This window comes from Vibrio sp. J502 (assembly GCF_025397955.1).
GTDB classification, from domain to species: Bacteria; Pseudomonadota; Gammaproteobacteria; order Enterobacterales; family Vibrionaceae; genus Vibrio; species Vibrio anguillarum.
Map to the genome: position 1 here is coordinate 759,724 of NZ_CP104554.1, position 18,158 is coordinate 777,881.

General features: G+C 46.4%; 19 protein-coding genes. 2 read left to right on the top strand and 17 right to left on the bottom strand.

The annotated features are described in order from the left end of the window. Window positions 1-120 precede the first annotated feature (120 nt). The 17 genes from N5E84_RS03745 to N5E84_RS03825 form a co-directional block, all read right to left on the bottom strand. Window positions 121-1,350, bottom strand: a complete 1,230-nt coding sequence (locus tag N5E84_RS03745) for a beta-ketoacyl-ACP synthase (protein WP_019282461.1) — start codon at window positions 1,348-1,350, stop codon at window positions 121-123. After that, entirely contained in the window at window positions 1,347-2,072 is a 726-nt protein-coding gene (locus tag N5E84_RS03750) for a 3-ketoacyl-ACP reductase FabG2 (protein WP_019282460.1), read from the bottom strand. The genes N5E84_RS03745 and N5E84_RS03750 overlap by 4 nt, the downstream gene beginning before the upstream one ends. Continuing rightward, window positions 2,069-2,533 carry a hotdog family protein gene (locus N5E84_RS03755; RefSeq protein WP_019282459.1) on the bottom strand — a complete coding sequence of 155 codons (465 nt, stop codon included), beginning with the start codon at window positions 2,531-2,533 and terminating at the stop codon, window positions 2,069-2,071. Before N5E84_RS03755 ends, N5E84_RS03750 begins: the two co-directional genes overlap by 4 nt. After that, a complete protein-coding gene (locus tag N5E84_RS03760; protein WP_019282458.1) occupies window positions 2,511-3,746 on the bottom strand; it encodes a beta-ketoacyl-[acyl-carrier-protein] synthase family protein in 1,236 nt (411 codons plus the stop codon). Before N5E84_RS03760 ends, N5E84_RS03755 begins: the two co-directional genes overlap by 23 nt. A gap of 9 nt (window positions 3,747-3,755) precedes the next feature. Further along, the gene (locus tag N5E84_RS03765; RefSeq protein ID WP_019282457.1) at window positions 3,756-4,376 is read right to left on the bottom strand and encodes a DUF3261 domain-containing protein; all 621 of its coding nucleotides are present in this window, start codon (window positions 4,374-4,376) and stop codon (window positions 3,756-3,758) included. Then, entirely contained in the window at window positions 4,373-6,721 is a 2,349-nt protein-coding gene (locus N5E84_RS03770; protein ID WP_019282456.1) for an MMPL family transporter, read from the bottom strand. The genes N5E84_RS03765 and N5E84_RS03770 overlap by 4 nt, the downstream gene beginning before the upstream one ends. After that, window positions 6,693-7,304 (bottom strand): LolA family protein, encoded by a 612-nt coding sequence (locus N5E84_RS03775; RefSeq protein ID WP_017048106.1) that lies wholly within the window; start codon window positions 7,302-7,304, stop codon window positions 6,693-6,695. The genes N5E84_RS03770 and N5E84_RS03775 overlap by 29 nt, the downstream gene beginning before the upstream one ends. Next, window positions 7,301-7,741 (bottom strand): acyl-CoA thioesterase, encoded by a 441-nt coding sequence (locus tag N5E84_RS03780; RefSeq protein ID WP_017050416.1) that lies wholly within the window; start codon window positions 7,739-7,741, stop codon window positions 7,301-7,303. Before N5E84_RS03780 ends, N5E84_RS03775 begins: the two co-directional genes overlap by 4 nt. A gap of 8 nt (window positions 7,742-7,749) precedes the next feature. Further along, window positions 7,750-9,294 (bottom strand): histidine ammonia-lyase, encoded by a 1,545-nt coding sequence (gene hutH, locus N5E84_RS03785; protein WP_019282455.1) that lies wholly within the window; start codon window positions 9,292-9,294, stop codon window positions 7,750-7,752. Beyond that, the gene (locus N5E84_RS03790; RefSeq protein WP_019282454.1) at window positions 9,275-11,005 is read right to left on the bottom strand and encodes a glycosyltransferase family 2 protein; all 1,731 of its coding nucleotides are present in this window, start codon (window positions 11,003-11,005) and stop codon (window positions 9,275-9,277) included. Before N5E84_RS03790 ends, hutH begins: the two co-directional genes overlap by 20 nt. Beyond that, complete coding sequence (locus N5E84_RS03795; RefSeq protein ID WP_017045145.1) at window positions 10,989-11,357, bottom strand: 3-hydroxyacyl-ACP dehydratase; 369 nt, start codon at window positions 11,355-11,357, stop codon at window positions 10,989-10,991. The genes N5E84_RS03790 and N5E84_RS03795 overlap by 17 nt, the downstream gene beginning before the upstream one ends. A 22-nt stretch (window positions 11,358-11,379) precedes the next feature. Then, window positions 11,380-12,765, bottom strand: coding sequence for an AMP-binding protein (locus N5E84_RS03800; protein WP_019282453.1), 1,386 nt, complete (start codon window positions 12,763-12,765; stop codon window positions 11,380-11,382). A 7-nt stretch (window positions 12,766-12,772) separates the two neighbouring features. Then, entirely contained in the window at window positions 12,773-13,330 is a 558-nt protein-coding gene (locus N5E84_RS03805) for a hypothetical protein (RefSeq protein ID WP_019282452.1), read from the bottom strand. Beyond that, a complete protein-coding gene (locus N5E84_RS03810) occupies window positions 13,330-13,587 on the bottom strand; it encodes an acyl carrier protein (protein WP_013856486.1) in 258 nt (85 codons plus the stop codon). Before N5E84_RS03810 ends, N5E84_RS03805 begins: the two co-directional genes overlap by 1 nt. 15 nt (window positions 13,588-13,602) lie before the next feature. Next, on the bottom strand, window positions 13,603-13,863 hold the full coding sequence (locus N5E84_RS03815) for a phosphopantetheine-binding protein (protein ID WP_019282451.1): 261 nt from the start codon (window positions 13,861-13,863) through the stop codon (window positions 13,603-13,605). Between the two features lie 190 nt (window positions 13,864-14,053). After that, a complete protein-coding gene (locus tag N5E84_RS03820) occupies window positions 14,054-14,827 on the bottom strand; it encodes a lysophospholipid acyltransferase family protein (protein ID WP_029388279.1) in 774 nt (257 codons plus the stop codon). Then, window positions 14,821-15,558, bottom strand: a complete 738-nt coding sequence (locus tag N5E84_RS03825) for a beta-ketoacyl synthase chain length factor (RefSeq protein WP_019282449.1) — start codon at window positions 15,556-15,558, stop codon at window positions 14,821-14,823. Before N5E84_RS03825 ends, N5E84_RS03820 begins: the two co-directional genes overlap by 7 nt. A gap of 115 nt (window positions 15,559-15,673) precedes the next feature. On the opposite strand from N5E84_RS03825, the gene N5E84_RS03830 reads away from it, so the two are divergent. Both N5E84_RS03830 and N5E84_RS03835 read left to right on the top strand, forming a co-directional pair. Then, window positions 15,674-16,780, top strand: a complete 1,107-nt coding sequence (locus N5E84_RS03830; protein WP_019282448.1) for a class I SAM-dependent methyltransferase — start codon at window positions 15,674-15,676, stop codon at window positions 16,778-16,780. Window positions 16,781-16,803: 23 nt separating this feature from the next. Beyond that, window positions 16,804-18,048: an NAD(P)/FAD-dependent oxidoreductase gene (locus tag N5E84_RS03835; RefSeq protein ID WP_019282447.1), complete on the top strand. Its 1,245-nt coding sequence runs from the start codon at window positions 16,804-16,806 to the stop codon at window positions 18,046-18,048. Window positions 18,049-18,158 lie beyond the last annotated feature (110 nt).

Here is an 18,158-nt window from a genome sequence, read left to right on the forward strand (position 1 = left end):
GCGAAAAGTATTGGCTGATTGCTGGTGAGTATTTGGCAGGCTATCAATATTTAAGAGGCAAATGCCGGATAAATAAACTCGTAAAAAAAGCCGTTGTGTGGGCAACGGCTTTTTATGGGATTATTCGCTGAATTTCTTAAAAATAATCGAGGTGTTGATGCCACCAAAAGCAAAGTTATTGCTCATTAGGTATCGCACATCCAGCTCACGTCCTGTGCCTGTAATGTAATCAAGATCGCCACATTGCGGGTCGATGTTATCTAGGTTAAGGGTTGGATTAAACCAACCGCTGCGCATCATTTCTAAACCCAACCAAGCTTCAACCGCGCCACATGCGCCCAATGTGTGACCAAAATAACTTTTCAACGAGCTGATCGGCACTTTACCCAACGCGTTTGCGGTGGCGTGACTTTCTGCTATGTCTCCCCGGTCGGTCGCCGTACCGTGGGCAGAAACATAGTCAATTTTATCTGCACTTAAATTGGCATCACGCAGCGCCATCTCCATACAGATTTGCATGGTGTCCATTTGTGGTTGAGTGACATGGGCGGCATCGCAGTTGCTGGCAAAACCGATGATTTCTGCGTGAATGGCGGCACCGCGTGCGATGGCGTGTTCATACTCTTCAAGCACTAAAGTTCCTGCGCCTTCACCAATTACTAAACCATCACGCTGAGTATCATACGGGCGTGGGGTGGTTTTTGGCTGGTCGTTTTTGAGGCTAGTGGCAAATAAGGTATCAAATACGGCCGATTCGGTAGGGCAGAGCTCTTCACCACCGCCCGCCACCATTACGGTTTGGTAGCCGTGTTTGATCGCTTCATACGCGTAACCGATGGCTTGGCTACCAGACGTGCAGGCGCTACTGGTTGGAATGACGCGGCCTTTGAGCCCGAAAAATAGGCCTACGTTCACCGCGGCAGTGTGAGGCATCATCTGCACATAAGTGGTGGCGGTAATGGCTCGAGTGGTTTTTTCGTTGAGCATGACACCAAACGCACCGATGGCATCGGTGCTGCCTGTTGATGAACCATAAGCGATACCGGTTTGGCCGTTAGTCAGCACTTCATGACCAATTAAGCCCGCTTGTAGCAGCGCATTTTCGGTGGCAACGGTCGCCAGTTGTGACACGCGGCCCATACCTCGGACTTGCTTACGTTTGTAGTGGCTAGGCAGTGTAAAGCCCATTATTGGCGCGGCGAGTTTTGTGTTTAAACCCTCATACTGCTCATAGGAGGGCATATATTGAGTGGCATTTTCACAAGCTCTGAGTTTTGGCTCAATACTGGCCCAGTCATTACCAAAAGCAGTCACGCCGGACATGCCTGTAACTACAACGCGACGGATCATACTAAGCCTCCATTAACCGAGATAACTTGGCGAGTAACATAAGCGGCAATATCAGACATTAAATAGCTCACAAGGCCTGCGACTTCTTCAGGTTCACCCATGCGGCGTAAAGGAACTTGTGGCAGAGCGTGTTCTTTGACGTGCTCCTCCACCATGCCTGTATCGATTAAACCCGGAGCAACGCAGTTGACGGTGATTTTGCGCTTAGCCAGTTCAAGCGCGAGCGATTTGGTCGCGCCAATCACGCCAGCTTTGGCGGCGCTGTAATTGGTTTGACCACGGTTGCCTGTGATGCCCGACACCGACGCTAAAGTCACAATGCGCCCACCTTGGCGTTTTTGCACCATTGGCATCACACAAGGGTGGAGGACGTTATAAAAGCTGTCTAAATTGGTGTGGATTACACCATCCCATTCTTGTTCTGTCATGGCGGGAAACGCCGTGTCACGAGTAATGCCCGCGTTATTGACCACGCCGTAATAAGCACCATGCAGAGCAATATCGGCTTCTAATACTTCGCGACACTGAGCTCGGTTGCTTATATCAAATTGAATCAATCGGCCTGAACCACCGTTTTGCTCGATGGTCGCTAGTGTTTGCAGGGCACCTTGTTGGTCGCCCATGTAATGGACAGCAATGGCAAAACCATCTTTGGCGAGCGCAATCGCAATCGCTTTGCCAATACCTTTACTTGCACCAGTCACTAATACGTGTCGGGTCATGCTTGACTCCTTATTTTCATCTCTTCTAATTTTTGTTCTGATGGCACATACACATTTAATTGGCATTCGGCCAAAAGCTGGTGCTGGTGCTCTATTCTTGCGCTAAACACAGCCATACCATTGTCTTGCATTAGTTGTTCAGCATAGATATCGAGCGTTTGCCCTTTCAAGAATGCATCGCACAGCGCGCGATAACGGCGACTGCCGAGCAGAAAGCCAATCGGTGGTTGAATGCTTTGGATAAGTGAATGATACCCAGACCACGCGGCAATAGCTTGTGCCATAAACTCGATACCGACATAGGCCGGTATGCTTTGTGTCGTTGAGTCAAAAAACAGGTGGTGCGATTCAATATCCACTTGGCAGTGGATAGATTCACTCTGTACCTCAAGCGCGCGGTCGATCAAAATCATCGGCGCTTGATGAGGCAGCAGTTGATCAATTGCAGGAAGCTTTGTCATTAACGTAACCAAAAATGAGGCTAATATTGTTGCCACCAAAAGCAAATGAGTTGCTCAAAATGGCCTTATTTTCTAAATATTGGGTGGTCTCCACCAGCGTAATATCGATGTCTGGCGCTTTGTTAGCACAGCGCTGAATGGGCAAAGGCAATTGGTATTGCAGTATATGCCAAGCAATGGCAGCTTCGGTTGCACTGGCCGCGCCGAGCGTATGTCCAGTGAGTGGTTTGGTTGAACTCACCGCAACGTGCTGGCCAAAAACGCGGAAAATCGCTTTACTTTCCATGCTGTCATTGAGCGGTGTTGCGGTGCCGTGAGCGTTGATATAGCCGATATCACTGGCGGTTAATTTGGCATCTTGCAGCGCGTTACGCATCGCCTGTTCTGCACCGTTTCCATCTGGGTGGGGCGCAGAAATATGGTGTGCATCGGAACTGTCGCCAGCGCCCAATAGCGCAATGGCGTGAGCGTGTTGCTGAGACGGCGTTTTACCCAGCAGCATAAAAGCGGCAGATTCACCAATGTTGATGCCATCTCGCTGTGCATCAAACGGTTTACACAAACGTTGAGACAATGCCTCTAAACCGTTAAAACCATTGAGTGTTAAGCGGCACAAAGTGTCGGCACCACCGACAATCACCGCATCAACCAGCCCTGCATTAAGCATTCTTTTGGCGGTGATAAAGACGCGGCCACTGGACGAACAGGCGGTCGAAATGGCGTAGCAGGGGCCGCTTATTGCAAAATAGCGCGCGATAAAATCACTGCAATTGCCTAATTCCTGTTTGTAGTAGTGGTAGCCGCTTGGGAATTTGCCCTGCTCTAACTTGTGGGTGAGTGCGATTTCGCCATCAGCAATGCCGGACGTGCTCGTGCCAACCACCACTGCAATGCGATCTGCGCCATAGGTGGCAATCGCGTGGCGGACGCTCGGTTCGATTTGTTGTAGTGCAGAAAGAGCAAGTTGGTTGTTGCGCGTATTGAACGCACTTAGATGCGCAGGGATTTCTGGTAGTGGCTCACTCACTCGGCCTACGATGGTTGTGGTGCCAGTATTGAGTGACGAGCAGTCAGCCACCATGTTGTCACAATAGCCCTGCGCCAAACTTTGGTGAATGTGCGACGAGTCACTCCCCATCGCGCAGTGAAAACCGCAATCTTGGACATAAATAGGTGAGCGAGAATCAATAGGAGAAGTCGTGGATGAGTTCATGATAGCTATCTACGGTTGTGTGGGCGGCAAAGGGTGCTGGGCACTGAGTGTTTTAATCGTAATGGTGTAATTCAATAATTGATTGTGGAAGCGAATATCGCCCTTCATCGCGAAGGGATGTTGATAATCAATAACAATCACTGTTTCACCCAGTTCATTGATGAGTGTTCGTCTATTCTCATCATCAATGATTTGCCACTTTACCTTATTTAACGAGGCTTCCCAAGCATTTCGCGGCCAGAGCGTGATCATCAGGTTAAAGAGTATCTGTTCGGGCTTCGGCAAGGTGTTTTCCAAGCCATTGAGTACACTGGTCTTAATAGTATCTTGCTGATAATTGAGCGATAAAATCCGCGTTCCCCAAGATGAAAACCCTGCCAGCACAATCTTGTCATCGGTCACCTGCAACTGGACCGGAAGCTGTTGGTTATGCTGGCCGTTATCATCTTGCCAATGGGCGCTGATCAACTGACTTGCCGTGACTTGGTACCCAAGTTGCGCAGGTTTGGGCAGAGTAACGAATGTGTTGGGGCTAATTTCTACCTGCGTGGAGGCTTGGTTTGGCACTAAAGAGCAGCCAGACAACATCAGTAACAGCAAGGGCAGCGCACGGCGTATTCTCATCATCATAGTTTTTCCTCATGCGCTTTCATGGCGGCAGGTTGTGATTTGATCGCCATTGGTGAAAGCAACCAAGCAACGAAAATGCCGCTCAGTACCGTCAAACCAAAACTGTGGATGGCGTGAGTTTGGCTAAGAGCAAGCAGACCAAACGAGAGCAAAGTCGTTAGTGCCGAAAGGGTTATGGCAAGCAAGGTACTGTGACTGCGGGCTTGTTCGGCAAAAAAGAGCGTGTAATCAATACCGATACCTATCACTAACACCAGTGCTAATAGATTGAATAAATTGAGCGTAGAGCCTGTTGCGACGGTGACGGCTAACCCAGCGATGCAAGCAATCAGCGAAGGTAACATAATGCGAATGCTATGTTTCACGCCGTAGCGCCAAATAGTGAGAGCGCTGATCAAGGTCAGAGCCAGCGCAATTAACTCCATCACTTTAAGGCGATACTGCCCAAACAGGGTTGAGATCTCTTCGGTTTTATTCAAATAGGCGTAGTCGCTATTTTTCGCCGCAAACTGCTTAATTACTGCTGCTTGGTAAACCTCTTTCAACAGCACTACCGCCGCCACTTTTTGCTCAACTTCACCTAAATAAAGAAAGCGCAGCGGTTGGGAAACATCATGGGCTAAATAATGCACCAGTGTCATGGGCAAAAATGACGCTTCAAGTTTAGGAGCCGAAGATAGTTTCAGCGTTTGAGCCAGTACTGCGCCTTGGTTTGCGTACAGTGCTTCAACCAGTGCGTAGTTTTCTTGCTGACGCTTAAGCGAGCTGATGTTTTGGCTTAAACTTTGGTAGCCAGAAAGTACGCCTTGTTGTTGCCATTGTGAAAATTGCGTATCTAATTTTTCTAACTGCTGCATTAATGCTTCATCATCGTTGGCACTGACGACCAACATCTGCTGTGATGATTGAATACCAGTCAAGGCGCTGATTTGCAGCTCTTGCTGTTTCAAGTCGCTAGGCATGGCTTGTAATTGTCGAATGTCATCGTTGTAGTGCACTTGCGTCAGGGCAAGGCTGCTGATGATCAATAACGCCGTGGGTAGGCCCCATTTAACCCATGGCTTTTGCCAAAGCGCAAACCATAAAGACCAATAAGTGATGCCGGGAAGCGTTCTCGATGAACTTGGTTTTTTGGCCAAAATCGGATACCAAGCCACGACCGTCGCGTAAGCGGCAACGAGCCCTAAGGCGGAAAATAGCGCTAACTGTTGTAAGCCGGGAAAAGGGGCGACCAGTAGACCGAGATAGCCAATTAAACTGGTGATTAATCCTAAGGTAATGGCAGTCAGGATATGCTTTAGTCCTTGCACGCTGTCCCAGTGTTCATTTGCGGCAAGGCGATCGGTCAGGTAGTGAAAGGCGTAGTCGATTGAAACGCCAATCAGGCTGGCCCCAAACACTAAGCTAAACAGATGGATCTGACCAAAAAACGCGGTGGTGATCACCATGGCAACCACTAATCCAACGGATACCGAGAGCAGTGCCAACAGTAAAGGCATGGCACTGCGAAAAACCAGCATCACCAACAGCACAATGCCGAGTAATGAGAAAAGGCCAATAGTGCTGATTTCTGACTTAGCACTTTGAGTACCAAAATCGGCGTAAAATAAAACACCAGTGTGATAAATGTCCGCACCGAATTGTTGCTTGATGCGTTGTTGCCATTGAGCAATATCGGGCACCACTTGTTGCGCTTTGAAACTGTATGGTGAGTCGTTGAGCTGTGCGGTGATCAGCACGTATTTTTGGCCTTGATACTCGCGGGTTAAGTATCCATCTTGCAAACGAAAATGAGACGATAGCTGGCTAAGTTGTGCTAAGTGGTCGCGAAATAGCAGAAAAGGGTCGTGACTGAGCTCTTGCCCTGTTACCCCAGAAAAAGGGTTATATAGGGCTTGCACCACCGCTTGCACTTGTTGTTCGGGATGTTGACTGAGCTGATTGCGTTGCTCGCTGGTGAGCAGTTGTGCTCGATGTTGAAAGTAGTAACTGGCCCAAGCGCTCTGTTGAGTGGCATCGATTTTCCCAACCACATCCTTGAAATAGCTACTCTGCTTGAGCTCGCTTTCTAGCGCTGTAACGGATTTGAGTCGGTCAGCCTCATTGGGCGCAGTGACAATAAAGACCACTTTATCGCTCATACTGGCAGTGACTTTTTCAAACGCTTGCTCGGCGAGCACACTTTGCTGGTTGACCGGCAGTAGCTTAAGGATATCCGTCTCGATCGGTGAGGCTGCTGAAAAGAACCACTGCTTGAGTAGTAAGCCAAGACAAAGGGTCACAAAAGCCAACCAGAACAATGCCAGCCGGTTCGATTTAGAAGTTAAACTGTGCTTGCTCAGCATGGGTTAAACGCTCTGGCTGGTGGTTTTGGTTAGTAAACTGAATCTCGGTTTTGTCGCCTCGCACTTCTTGCAGGATCAAACCATCAATGTCATCTCGCCCCGTTAATGTTATCGAGGTAAACACCGAGCTCAGTGGCGCATTTCTCGGCGTTAAATTTAACTGCCACTGGCCATCTTCGCTGTGCAGCGTCATCGTAAATTGTTCATTCAATTGCTGTGTGTCACCATGAAATACCGACAAAAAGAGATGGCTGAAATAAAACGCCATTGGGTTCTCTTTTTCGGTAATCACCTGTGGTGGTTGGTTAGCAAAAGTTTGGCGAAGCTTATCTTGAGTTAGCACCAAATTAACTGGAAATGGTGAGTTTTGTTGCCAAAGTAAGCCATTTTGTTTATCGAGCAAGAATTTCCCGGCTGACGACAGTGGTTGTTCGAACATCTCAATATGGCGGAGTTGAGTAAACTCTCCGCGTACGATCTGGTGTTTCGCCAACTGCGCTTGCAGTGAAGCAAGGTCGGTCACCTGCGCCCAGAGTAGGGGCGAGAATAGAGCTAAAGTTAGCCAGAGAAAACGGCGCATCATAATTTCCCATAGGTATGCCAGTGCTGCACTTTGTCGGTAAATAGCGTTGGTGAAGCGAAACACATCTCTTGCGTGTCGATGCGAACCGCTACTTGAGTGGTGTGCGCTTTACACATTCGTTGCCCGGTCTGGCTATCAAAAATCATGTAGTCAACACGCAAGCGATTTTCCCATTCTGTCAAGGTCGCTTTGACACGAATCGTATGGTTGAACGGGATCGCTTTCACGTACTTCACGTGGGTATCAATCACCGGCCATAGGTAGCCCGACTGAGTCATCGCGTGATAGCTGTAATCAATTTTTTCCATCAGCACGCGGCGTGCTTCTTCAAAAAAACGAAAATAGTTGCCGTGGTAGATAACGCCCATTGGGTCGGCATCTTGAAACGAGGTGACTAAAGTCACCTCACTTTCCAATGGATGGAGTACATCGCTCATCGCGCTTCCTAGTAAAGTGTCCAGTGGCGTTGTTGAATGCGGCTAATAAAGTGGCGCAAATCATGTTCTAGCGGACGATCTTCCACCACAAAGTCAAACTCTTGTAACACGGCTAAGCGCATCTGCTTGATATTGTGACTCATGTGTTGCTCATCCAGCTCATGATGACGTTTGCGCAATTCTATTGCTTGGGTCGCTGCTAACAGCGAGGCGGCCGCCACTTGTTCTGTCAGTTCAAGCACACGTAGACAATCACGTGCGGCAATGGTTCCCATGCTGACTTTGTCTTGATTGTGACACTCAGTCGAACGTGAAAAAACGCTGGCAGGCATGGTATGTTTCAAGGCTTCGGCCGTCCACGCTGAAATGCCAATCTGCACGGCTTTAAAGCCGTGGTTGATCGGTTTTCTTTCGCCTTCTGCGCCAGTTAAGTTAAACGGCAAACCGTTGTTGAATTTGTAATCCATCAATTGCGCCATTTGGCGATCGAGCAAATCGGCTAGGTTAGCAACCTGTGTTTTTAAGGTATCCATTGCCATGGCAATGTGGCCGCCGTAAAAATGGCCGCCGTGCAGTACGCGTTCATTATCGCCATCGATGATGGGGTTGTCGTTGGCACTGTTGAGCTCATTTTCAATCAGTTGACGTAGCCACGGCAGTGCATCTTGTACGGTGCCAATCACATGGGGTGCGCAGCGCAATGAATAGCGATCTTGCAGGCGATCACTGTTGCGAGGTGGGCGTTCTGCTTGTAAGTCATCGCGTAGCCATGCTGCGATTTGTTGCTGACCAGGATGCGGCTTGACGGCAAATAGTGCGGCATCAAAATGGAAGTCGTTACCCTGAATACCGACAGACACCATGGCGGTAATTTTGGTGCAGAGTTGAGTTAAATACTCGGCGCGTTTATAGGCTAAACAGGCCAAAGCAGTCATGACTGATGTGCCGTTCATCAGCGCTAATCCCTCTTTTGGTTTTAGCTTGATCGGGCGAATACCTAGTTCGTGAAACACATCTTGAGTTGGGCGCATCTCACCTTTATAAAGCACGTCGCGCTCACCAATCAGTGTGGCCGCGAGGTAGGAGAGTGGCGTTAAATCGCCGCTTGCCCCGACCGAACCTTCTTGTGGAATACGAGGGGCGATATCGTGGTTGATCAAGGTGACGATTTGGTTAAGCAGTTCATGGCTCACACCAGAGACACCTTGCGCTAGTGAACACAAGCGTGTTGCTAATACTGCGCGAGATTGCTGATGGCTTAATACCTCGCCTAAGCCACAGCCGTGAAAGCGAGTCAAATGCAGTGGTAATTGGTCTACTAGATTCGGCGGAATGGCAACGGTACATGAATCACCATAGCCGGTGGTTACACCGTAAATCACGCCTTCTTCTTTTAAAAGTCGTTCTAGAAAAGCGACGCCGCGATCAATTTTAGCGGTGAATTCCGCTGAAGAATTGAGGTCGGCCTGCGCGCCTTGCGAAATCGCGACAACATCTTCAATGGTGAGGCGATCGACGCCAAAAGTTATGCGGTTATCTGTCTGAATCATCATGCTGCTGTTTACTTAGAGTCCAAAAGTTGAAAAAGTTATACCACTGCAGTGGAGCTTGCAGTGTGTAATGTTCCAGCCGATCAGCGTAGCGTTGTACTACCTGCGCTAGCGCCGCTTGTCGCTCTTTTCTCGGTAAATCTATGTTGTCGCTAAAGTGCTCGAAATAGACGTTAAAATGTGGAGTTTTAGAACGTTCGTCTCTTAAGCCAAACAAAAGGTAGACGGGAGCTTTCAACACCGAGGCCAACATAAAAGGGCCTTGTGGAAACGGCGCGGGTTGGCCTAAAAAATCGGCCCATACGGCTCGGGTCTCTTTGCTGGTGGACGTTCTATCTCCGACGATCACCACCCATTCTCCCTGCTCTATTTTCTGTTGAAGCAAAATAGCAGTATCGGGGCCCAAACGGCTCACTTGAATGAGGTTCAGTTCTGAGTTGGGATTGATCGCTTTTATTACCGCATTGAAGCGTTCGGCGTGCTCGGTGAAGACTAACGCATTGATCTTAATATGAGAATGCCGACGTCCCAGAGCGCGGCACAGTTCAATATTTCCAAGGTGAGATCCTAAAAGAAGCACACCTTGTTTTCGTTTTGCTAAAGTTTGGAACGATTCTTGACCATGGATGGTCAAATTTTTTACCGAAAAATCGCCTTTCCATGCCGCCAATTTATCCAGCATAGTGTGGCCAAAAGAGAGCAGATGGTTATAGCTAGAGAGATGATTTGGCAGCGTGATTTGGCGACGGTTTGCGTAGCTTTGTAAGTGCTGTAAATACTGTTCAGAGGCTTGGCGAGCTTGTTTTCCAGTAAGATAGTAATAGCTCATTACAAGTTTCAGCATCAGGTTAAAAATTGGCCGACCGAGTAGGCTATATACCGCCAGTAACGCTTTAATACCCAGAACCGTTCCTCGTTCTTGACGCTTTGACCAGTGCTGGTTTGGCTCTGCACCACTTTTGTTGTGCCTGCTTTGGTTGCGTTTCAGCAGTTGAGGAATACGCGGTAACATGCCAAAAAATAATTTGCTGTGCATCCAACTGATTTTGACGTTATCCCATAGTGCATCGAAATGAGAGACGCCTCCTTCAGGATAAATGACGCGGGTTTCCACAAAATCGATATCGACCCCGTGCCAATACATGCGAACTAAGATTTCGATATCGAAATCCATGCGCGTGCCGATCTTATGGTTATTGAGCACCTCAACGGTGAGGTCTACAGGATACGCGCGAAAACCACACATACTGTCTTTGATCGTAAAGGATAGCGTTTCAATCCAAACCCAAATATGCGTTGCGTAACGGCCATATAAACGCGCTTTGGGTACGCTGTCATCGTAAATCGGCTGACCAGAAATTAGGTGGTTTGGATGTTGCTTTGACGCGGCCAGTAATTTAGGCAGCGCTTGTAAATCATGTTGGCCATCGGCATCAATTTGGATGACGTGACTAAACCCCAACTGCTGCGCTTGGCGAATACCAGCCATTACCGCACCACCTTTGCCTTGGTTTTGTTCTAGGGTAATTAGGTGAACATGTGTTTGCTGAGCGACGTTGCTCAACACCTGTTTTGTTTGCTGATTGCTGCCATCATCAACCAGTAAAATGGGAAGTTCAAATACGCTGAGTGATGAGACCACTTCTGCTACTGTGCTGCCGTGGTTGTAGCACGGAATTAAAAAACAAGCTTGATAATCAGCCACAGATTTCACCCAACTTCATTTTTCCTGATGAGTGAATGATGTTTAAACCCTCACGCTGTGAACTATAACTAAACGCGAGTTTCTGTTTTTCCTCATCCCAACTTAATGCCAGTTGAACGGTCATGTCTGGCAAGATAGGTTCTTGGAATTTGATCACTTCCATACCTTGAAAGCTTGTGGGTACAGATAAGTATTCTCGTGCATAGCGCAGTGCCCAATCGATTTGGGTAACGCCTGGCAGCAATGGAAAATGTGCAAAGTGTCCTGAAAAATCAATAATGTCGGCGTCAACGCGCAGCGTCAAATTCACCGTGTGAGGCTGAGTTTCAGCACATAATAATGTGGGTGTTCTTTTGGCCATAATCTATTGGGCTTCGTTATTTTTATGGTTGGAATAGTGTTTCTAGTTCAGCAACAAGGCGCTTACCTTGGCTGTTGAGTGGGATCTCTTTTACCACTCTAAAGCGTCGAGGTACAGCAATAGGTTCTAACCATTGGCGCAGTTCAGAACGCAGCAACAGCCAGAACTTCCCCTTTCCAAGTTGAGCTAATTTTTCAGTGCCGCAGGCTGACAGTACAATCGCTGAGATTAAGATCAAACGTTCACCGTCTTGTTGTGGTAACACGGCTGTTTCACTGATCCACGGCAGTTGTTCAATACGCTGTTCCACTTCAACCAGTGAGATCCGTTTTTCTTCGATTTTGATGATGCGATCGGTGCGACCTTTCAAGGTAAAGTGCCGCTGGTCGGAAAGCTCACATTCATCGGCTGTTTGATACCAATGATTTGGATCAATATGTGCAGAGCGCAAGGCTAAGCAGTGCTCGCTGTTAAGTCTTGCTTCAACAGTAGGAAAAAGCTGCCATTGCTGCGTTGCACTGTGCTGTTGCCGAAAAGCGATACCGCCAGTTTCCGTACTGCCATACACTTCGATAGGTCGTTGCCCAAACAGGGTTTTTGCGTGACAAGAAGCAGAGTAGGGAAGCGGGCCACCGGAAGAAAACAGTGTGCGCAGTGGGCTTGGCTGGTGCTCTTGTGATAAGCGTTTCAATAGCGCAGGGCTACTGATCAGCACAGTGTCCGGATGCGCATGTGCGGTCACTTGTTCTGGAAATTCCAAGTTGTGGCGGGCAAATGCTCGCCCTGCACACAGTGGCCATAACACACGAAATAGCAGCCCATAAATATGTTGATGAGAAACTGTACTTTCCACTTTTGTACCAATGAGCTGTTCGCCCCAAAGCTGCTCTAAAATGGCGATTTCAGCTTCAAGCTGCCGCAGTGTTTTGATGATAGCCTTAGGCTGACCGCTGGAGCCTGACGTAAACAGCGTCACGGTTTGTGTCTCTAATGAAAGTGGTGCAAAACAAACGGCTTCATCGCGCATGTCGTTGGGTAGCGCTAAATAGTTAAGAGAGAGAGTTGGCGTAGAATTGGGTATTGTTATTGCCTCATCACACAGCAACAACTCAAAGTGTTGGCTCAGTTCTGCCAGTGCCGCAGGTTGATAATTACCGGGCAGAATTAATGATTTTTGCGTGTAACAGACGGCGAAAAAACCGACTGAGAACCGATAGCTATCGCCAGCACACAGTGCAATATGATGTTCATTTCGCGACGCTAATTGCCGGCTTAGTTGGCTAACATCGGCGACAAAGTTTGCCCAGTTAATGGTGTTATTGAGGTCAAAAGCAACACAATGCGAATCGTTTCTTGGTGAGGAGAGTAACGTTGCAAGCGAGCAAAAATCGGGGTTGCCGAAAGTCATAGCGTACCTAGCCTTTGCGAATCCGTTGTCTTACTAGCCATTCCGTTACAAAGAGGCTGCCAGCAAGGAGATAACTGATCAATCCGTTATACAACGTCCAGATCTCGATAGATTGGAAGCAGGTATAAAGTGCGATGGCTCCATTCATGATGAAGTAGAGGCACCACACTTTAGTGACCGTGCGTGTGTACTCAATGCCACTTTGAGGAAGTTCAGGCTCTTGCAGCCTCGCCAACCGTTCAATCACTGTTTGCGGTTGCGTCAGGCTCAAGGCAAAAAGAGCCAAAAGACATATATTAACCACAACAGGGTAAAACAGTAGCCAACCATGCTGCTGAAATAGCATCCCCAAAGTCACCAAAGTGATACCAACGAACCCACTAAGCCAAGCCAGTTGCTTCAGTTCTTGAAGCTTGGCTTGCCAACCAGAAAGAATTCTTAAAGCGAAAATAGCGGCTAAGAAGCCCCCTATAGCTTGCAAACCAAACTGATTAATCCCGAAGTAGACCGCGAGTGGGTAGGTAAGCAGGACGATTGCAGACAAAATCGTCAGCAATCGCCGCATTAGCTTTCCTTAACAAGTTCAATAACCGATTCCACCACATCATTGACGGTGCGAACGGTTTTAAACTCTTCAGGCTTGATTTTTTTGCCAGTCACTTTTTGTAAGTGAACGACAAGATCTACAGCATCAATACTGTCGAGATCGAGATCTTGATAAAGGTGAGCGTCTGGTTGAATATCGGCTTCATCAATTTCAAATAGTTCAACGAGAGCTTCTTTAACTTGATCAAATACTTGTTGTTGGTTTACTTCTGTCATAACGCTATCTATTTATTAGTGGCTAGTTTGAGATGAAATATAATTTGCTAAGTTTGCCACTGATGCAAAGTGTTGGCGAGTATTGGAGTCATCAGCGTCAATGACGATATTATACTTCTTTTTAATGGCCAAACCGAGCTCTAAAGCATCGATAGAATCTAAACCTAACCCATCACCAAAAAGTGGTGCGTCAGTTTCGATATCGTTAACAGAGATATCTTCAAGATTTAGTGCGTCGATAATGAGCTGTTTTATTTCTGTGTGTAGTATTTCCACTTCAACCTACTTATATAATGTTCTAGCCGTTTTGAACAAAACCTTGATATACACTTCCCCACTTAAAGTTGCAGCGGTGTTGGCTACGTTCGCTCACCCCAATCATACCGTTATCTATACGGATGGGGACTTACTCACTTTCCGCTTCGCTGCAACTTGACGTTATGGGGCGATAACTTCAATAGTTTTGTCATTTCTGGTTATTGTTTTGGGGGAAAATCACCTCTGCAAGGTGGCGATTTAAACGTCGTGCTGCAGTGGTGGGGTTATCAGCACCTTCAATAAAAGGTGTGACGGCAACTTTACCCTTTATCTCCACATGGAAAAAGGGTTTGGTTTTAGGAACTTGGTACCACTTTTGCTCTTTTGTGAGAAAACTCGGAGAAACGGTAATATGTACGATGCGTAAGTCTCTTTGAGTTCGGATTGCGATTTGCGCCGCACCGCGCTGCAATTTGGGTTTAACGCCGGGTGTGGTTCGCGTGCCTTCAGGGAAAATCAATAATACGTTTCCGCGACTCATGCGTTCCTCGCACACATTTAACAAATCATCAGGTGTTTCATTTGGGATATAACCTGCGGCTTGAACAATCCGTTTCATAAAAGGATTGGCCCAGATAGCTGACTTAACCAAGCAATCGCACTGATGAAGTTGTGATGCAATGAGAACATAATCAATTAAGCTTGGATGATTGGCGATAATAAGGCAGCTTTTATCCTGTTTTAATAGTTCAGTGTTGGTTATTTTATAGTCGATGGCACCTGTTAATTTCATCAACTTACAAAATATATTGAATGAGTTTTGGATTGATTTTTGAACTTTATATTCTCGACGATCTGTTTGCGATGAAAATAATGCAATCAGTGGGATAATAATAAAACTCAGCGTTAATCCGCCTAAACCAAATATAAAAAAACAAAAACCTGTAGCAGCAATACGCCAGTAGCGGTTGAACTCTAACATTTTCCTTGCCATTTCCAAGCGCTTTGCGAGCCCTCAATGATCCATTCAGATTTTTCTGATAAATAGTGGTGAAGAAACGACAATGCTTGCGGCTGTTGTGGCTTGGTATCAGATGTCTGCATAGAGAGTGTAAAATCTGAACCGTGAGACAGGGTTAACCCTAAGGCATAGCCTTGAAATTGCCACTCTTCGTATTGTTGGTAGTCGCTAGGTAATGGCTCATCAAAATCAACCAACAGCACTTTGTGACTAGGGTGCCCATTTAAATAGAGCCAAGCTTCTAATATGGCACTTTGAAATGTGTTTTGTGCTGCTGCAATCGAGGTTAACGGGATCGGTTGTTTTGAAGCGATGGTTGCTAGGCCTGCCGCTGTATTATGAACAGATTGTGAAAATGCCATTGGTGAGGCTTCTTCGCCAGTTAATATTGACTTCACGATTTCAACGCTACGATGAAGTTCGCCATGACGACATGAAAATACCATGTAATCAATATGTTGTGATTCTATGGCAGTCAGTGCAGTCTGCACGGCTAATTTGCTCAAACTACTCATTCTGCGGCGCATCATTGGAGGAATATGGTCTGTGTTGAGCGTATTATCGTCAGGCCATATCTCTTCTCTCGCCCAATTTTGCCAATCAGAAGGGTGAGATAAGCCTGCAGAATTTGCAACCCAAGTATCAATATTTAACGTGATTATTTGCTGTTGATTTGACATAAGATATTGCATTGTTTTTGATAGGGTTAAATACTATGGCACAAGATTATTCTTCGCAACTATAAACGTTTGTATCCTTGACTTAAATATTGATTTTTAAGAATTGACTCGAACTTAGATTAAGTGTTTGGATATTGTTCACAAATTAAAGTTAGGTTTTAATGTGTTAAATCAAAAAATAGATCCTTATAACGCTTTAGAGGCAAAAACCGAAGCTCAAAAATTATCTTTTGCCCCCATCGTTTTTCATACGGCGCGTACATTACGTGACTTAGGCATACTGGCTGCATTAGATAATGCTGGCGAAAAAGGTTTAAACGCAGAACAAATTGCTCAAGAAACGAGCGTGTCAGAGTATGGCGTTAAAGTATTACTCGATATGGCCATCAGTGCCCACATTGTTTTATGGGATAAACCGAATTATTCATTGGCTAATCTAGGCATTTTTTTGCTGCATGATGGGATGACGCAAGCCAATATGGATTTCACGGCAGACGTTTGTTATGCCGCCATGATGCACTTAACCGAATCGATCACCGAAGGCAAGCCTGCTGGTCTGAAAGAACTCGGCGATTGGGATACCATCTACCAAGGTTTATCGCGTTTGCCCCAGCAAGCTAAAGAGAGTTGGTTCAAATTCGATCACTTCTATTCCGATCGTTCTTTTCCTATTTTGCTGAAAGAAGTGTTTCGTAAAAAACCGAAACATTTGGTCGATATTGGTGGCAATACGGGTAAATGGGCACTGCAATGTTGTCACTATGATTCAGACGTTGAAGTGACGATTGTGGATCTGCCACAACAGTTGGAAATGGCGATGGCTAACGTGCAGCAACAAGGTTTTACGCAGCGTATTCATCCTTTTCCAGCCAACATGCTCGATAAAGAACAACCGTTACCAAAAAATGCGGACGTGTGGTGGATGAGCCAGTTTTTAGACTGTTTTTCGCCAATGGAAATTTTGAGTATTTTAAAACGCGTTCGCGCCAATCTTTCTGCATATTCGACGGTTTATATTTTGGAACTGTTCTGGGATTCACAGAAGTACGATGCGGCTTCTTATAGCCTCAATGCCACCTCTTTGTATTTTACCTGCCTTGCAAATGGTAATAGTCGCTTCTATCGCAGCGAAGATTTCTTAGAAATCGTTCAAGCAGCAGGATTACAGGTGATCAAACGGACCGACAATATTGGCCTTGGCCACACCTTGTTAGAGCTAAAAGCCCAAGCTTAATTAAAATCGATGCGAGTCAATTCATGAATAAAGAGATAACTCAAGTTGTTATCATTGGTGCGGGCCCTTCGGGTTCGACTGCCGCGGCATTACTCCATGCGCAAAACATACGCGTGTTGGTTATCGAAAAAGCACTTTTCCCACGCTTTTCTATTGGCGAAAGCTTATTACCTGCTTGTATGGAAGTGATAGAAGCGGCGGGAATGTTACCTGATGTTATGCGTGCGGGTTTTCAATATAAAAATGGTGCTGCCTTTCGAAAAAATGGTGTATACGCTCAGTTTGATTTTACCGACAAATATTCGAATGGGCCGGGAACCACTTTTCAGGTACAGCGTAGTCAATTTGATAAAGTATTAGCGGATTCTGCTGTTAAGCAAGGGGTTGAAATTCGTTATCAACATCAACTGACGAATATCGAATTTGAAGAGAATAAATCACAATTATTGGTGACGGATCAACACGGTATAACGTATCAAATTGAAGCCGACTTCGTGCTTGATGCCAGTGGCTTTGGGCGAGTATTGCCTAAGTTACTCGATTTGGAAGAGCCATCGTGTTTACCTCCGAGAAAAGCCATCTTTACCCATATCATTGATCATATCTCCCCTGAACAACCAGACTACGACCGAAACAAGATACTGATCTCCGTCCATCCGCGTAATCCTGACGTATGGTACTGGCTCATTCCTTTTTCTAACGGCACATGTTCATTAGGTGTTGTCGGTGAACCGTCGTTTTTTGACGGCTATCCAAGTGATAAAATTGCGGCGATCCAGCAATTGGTGAATGAAATGCCTGAGCTGGCGGAACTGCTTTCGAAGTCCGAATACCCTAATCCTGCTGGTGAGCTAGGCGGCTATTCTGCAAATGTTAAGCAGTTGGCCACGGTAAATTATGCGTTATTAGGCAATGCTGGTGAATTTTTAGACCCGGTGTTTTCATCAGGTGTAACGATAGCCATGAAATCGGCTCAGTTAGCAGTGTCTTGCGTTGTACGCCAACTAAAAAACGAAAGTGTAGATTGGCAGCAAGAGTATTCTCAGCCATTAATGGTCGGAGTGGATACGTTCCGCACTTATGTGGAAGGTTGGTACAACGGCATGTTACAAGAGGTGATTTTTTACCAAACGCCCAATCCAAGAATAAAGCAGATGATTTGCTCTATTCTTGCAGGATATGCTTGGGATAGTAGTAATCCTTATGTCGCTGAGCATCAACGACGCTTATCAAGTTTAGCTGAAATTATTCGTACTTCATCTCATTAATAATATCCGCACCGAAATTATGTTTTGGTGCGGATATGCATCTCACATTCTAATTTTATGGGTTTATTCTCTTGTAAGATTATTCCTACACCGCATTAACGTGTTGATAA

What these genes read in the sequence shown, in the direction of transcription:
- N5E84_RS03775 (WP_017048106.1), bottom strand. Translation starts at nt 7,304, where the DNA reads ATGATGCGCCGTTTTCTCTGGCTAACTTTAGCTCTATTCTCGCCCCTA.
- N5E84_RS03805 (WP_019282452.1), bottom strand. Translation starts at nt 13,330, where the DNA reads ATGCGGCGATTGCTGACGATTTTGTCTGCAATCGTCCTGCTTACCTAC.
- N5E84_RS03750 (WP_019282460.1), bottom strand. Translation starts at nt 2,072, where the DNA reads ATGACCCGACACGTATTAGTGACTGGTGCAAGTAAAGGTATTGGCAAA.
- N5E84_RS03760 (WP_019282458.1), bottom strand. Translation starts at nt 3,746, where the DNA reads ATGAACTCATCCACGACTTCTCCTATTGATTCTCGCTCACCTATTTAT.
- N5E84_RS03770 (WP_019282456.1), bottom strand. Translation starts at nt 6,721, where the DNA reads ATGCTGAGCAAGCACAGTTTAACTTCTAAATCGAACCGGCTGGCATTG.
- N5E84_RS03755 (WP_019282459.1), bottom strand. Translation starts at nt 2,533, where the DNA reads ATGACAAAGCTTCCTGCAATTGATCAACTGCTGCCTCATCAAGCGCCG.
- N5E84_RS03825 (WP_019282449.1), bottom strand. Translation starts at nt 15,558, where the DNA reads ATGCAATATCTTATGTCAAATCAACAGCAAATAATCACGTTAAATATT.
- N5E84_RS03810 (WP_013856486.1), bottom strand. Translation starts at nt 13,587, where the DNA reads ATGACAGAAGTAAACCAACAACAAGTATTTGATCAAGTTAAAGAAGCT.
- hutH (WP_019282455.1), bottom strand. Translation starts at nt 9,294, where the DNA reads ATGATGATTCAGACAGATAACCGCATAACTTTTGGCGTCGATCGCCTC.
- N5E84_RS03780 (WP_017050416.1), bottom strand. Translation starts at nt 7,741, where the DNA reads ATGAGCGATGTACTCCATCCATTGGAAAGTGAGGTGACTTTAGTCACC.
- N5E84_RS03820 (WP_029388279.1), bottom strand. Translation starts at nt 14,827, where the DNA reads ATGTTAGAGTTCAACCGCTACTGGCGTATTGCTGCTACAGGTTTTTGT.
- N5E84_RS03835 (WP_019282447.1), top strand. Translation starts at nt 16,804, where the DNA reads ATGAATAAAGAGATAACTCAAGTTGTTATCATTGGTGCGGGCCCTTCG.
- N5E84_RS03745 (WP_019282461.1), bottom strand. Translation starts at nt 1,350, where the DNA reads ATGATCCGTCGCGTTGTAGTTACAGGCATGTCCGGCGTGACTGCTTTT.
- N5E84_RS03800 (WP_019282453.1), bottom strand. Translation starts at nt 12,765, where the DNA reads ATGACTTTCGGCAACCCCGATTTTTGCTCGCTTGCAACGTTACTCTCC.
- N5E84_RS03795 (WP_017045145.1), bottom strand. Translation starts at nt 11,357, where the DNA reads ATGGCCAAAAGAACACCCACATTATTATGTGCTGAAACTCAGCCTCAC.
- N5E84_RS03765 (WP_019282457.1), bottom strand. Translation starts at nt 4,376, where the DNA reads ATGATGATGAGAATACGCCGTGCGCTGCCCTTGCTGTTACTGATGTTG.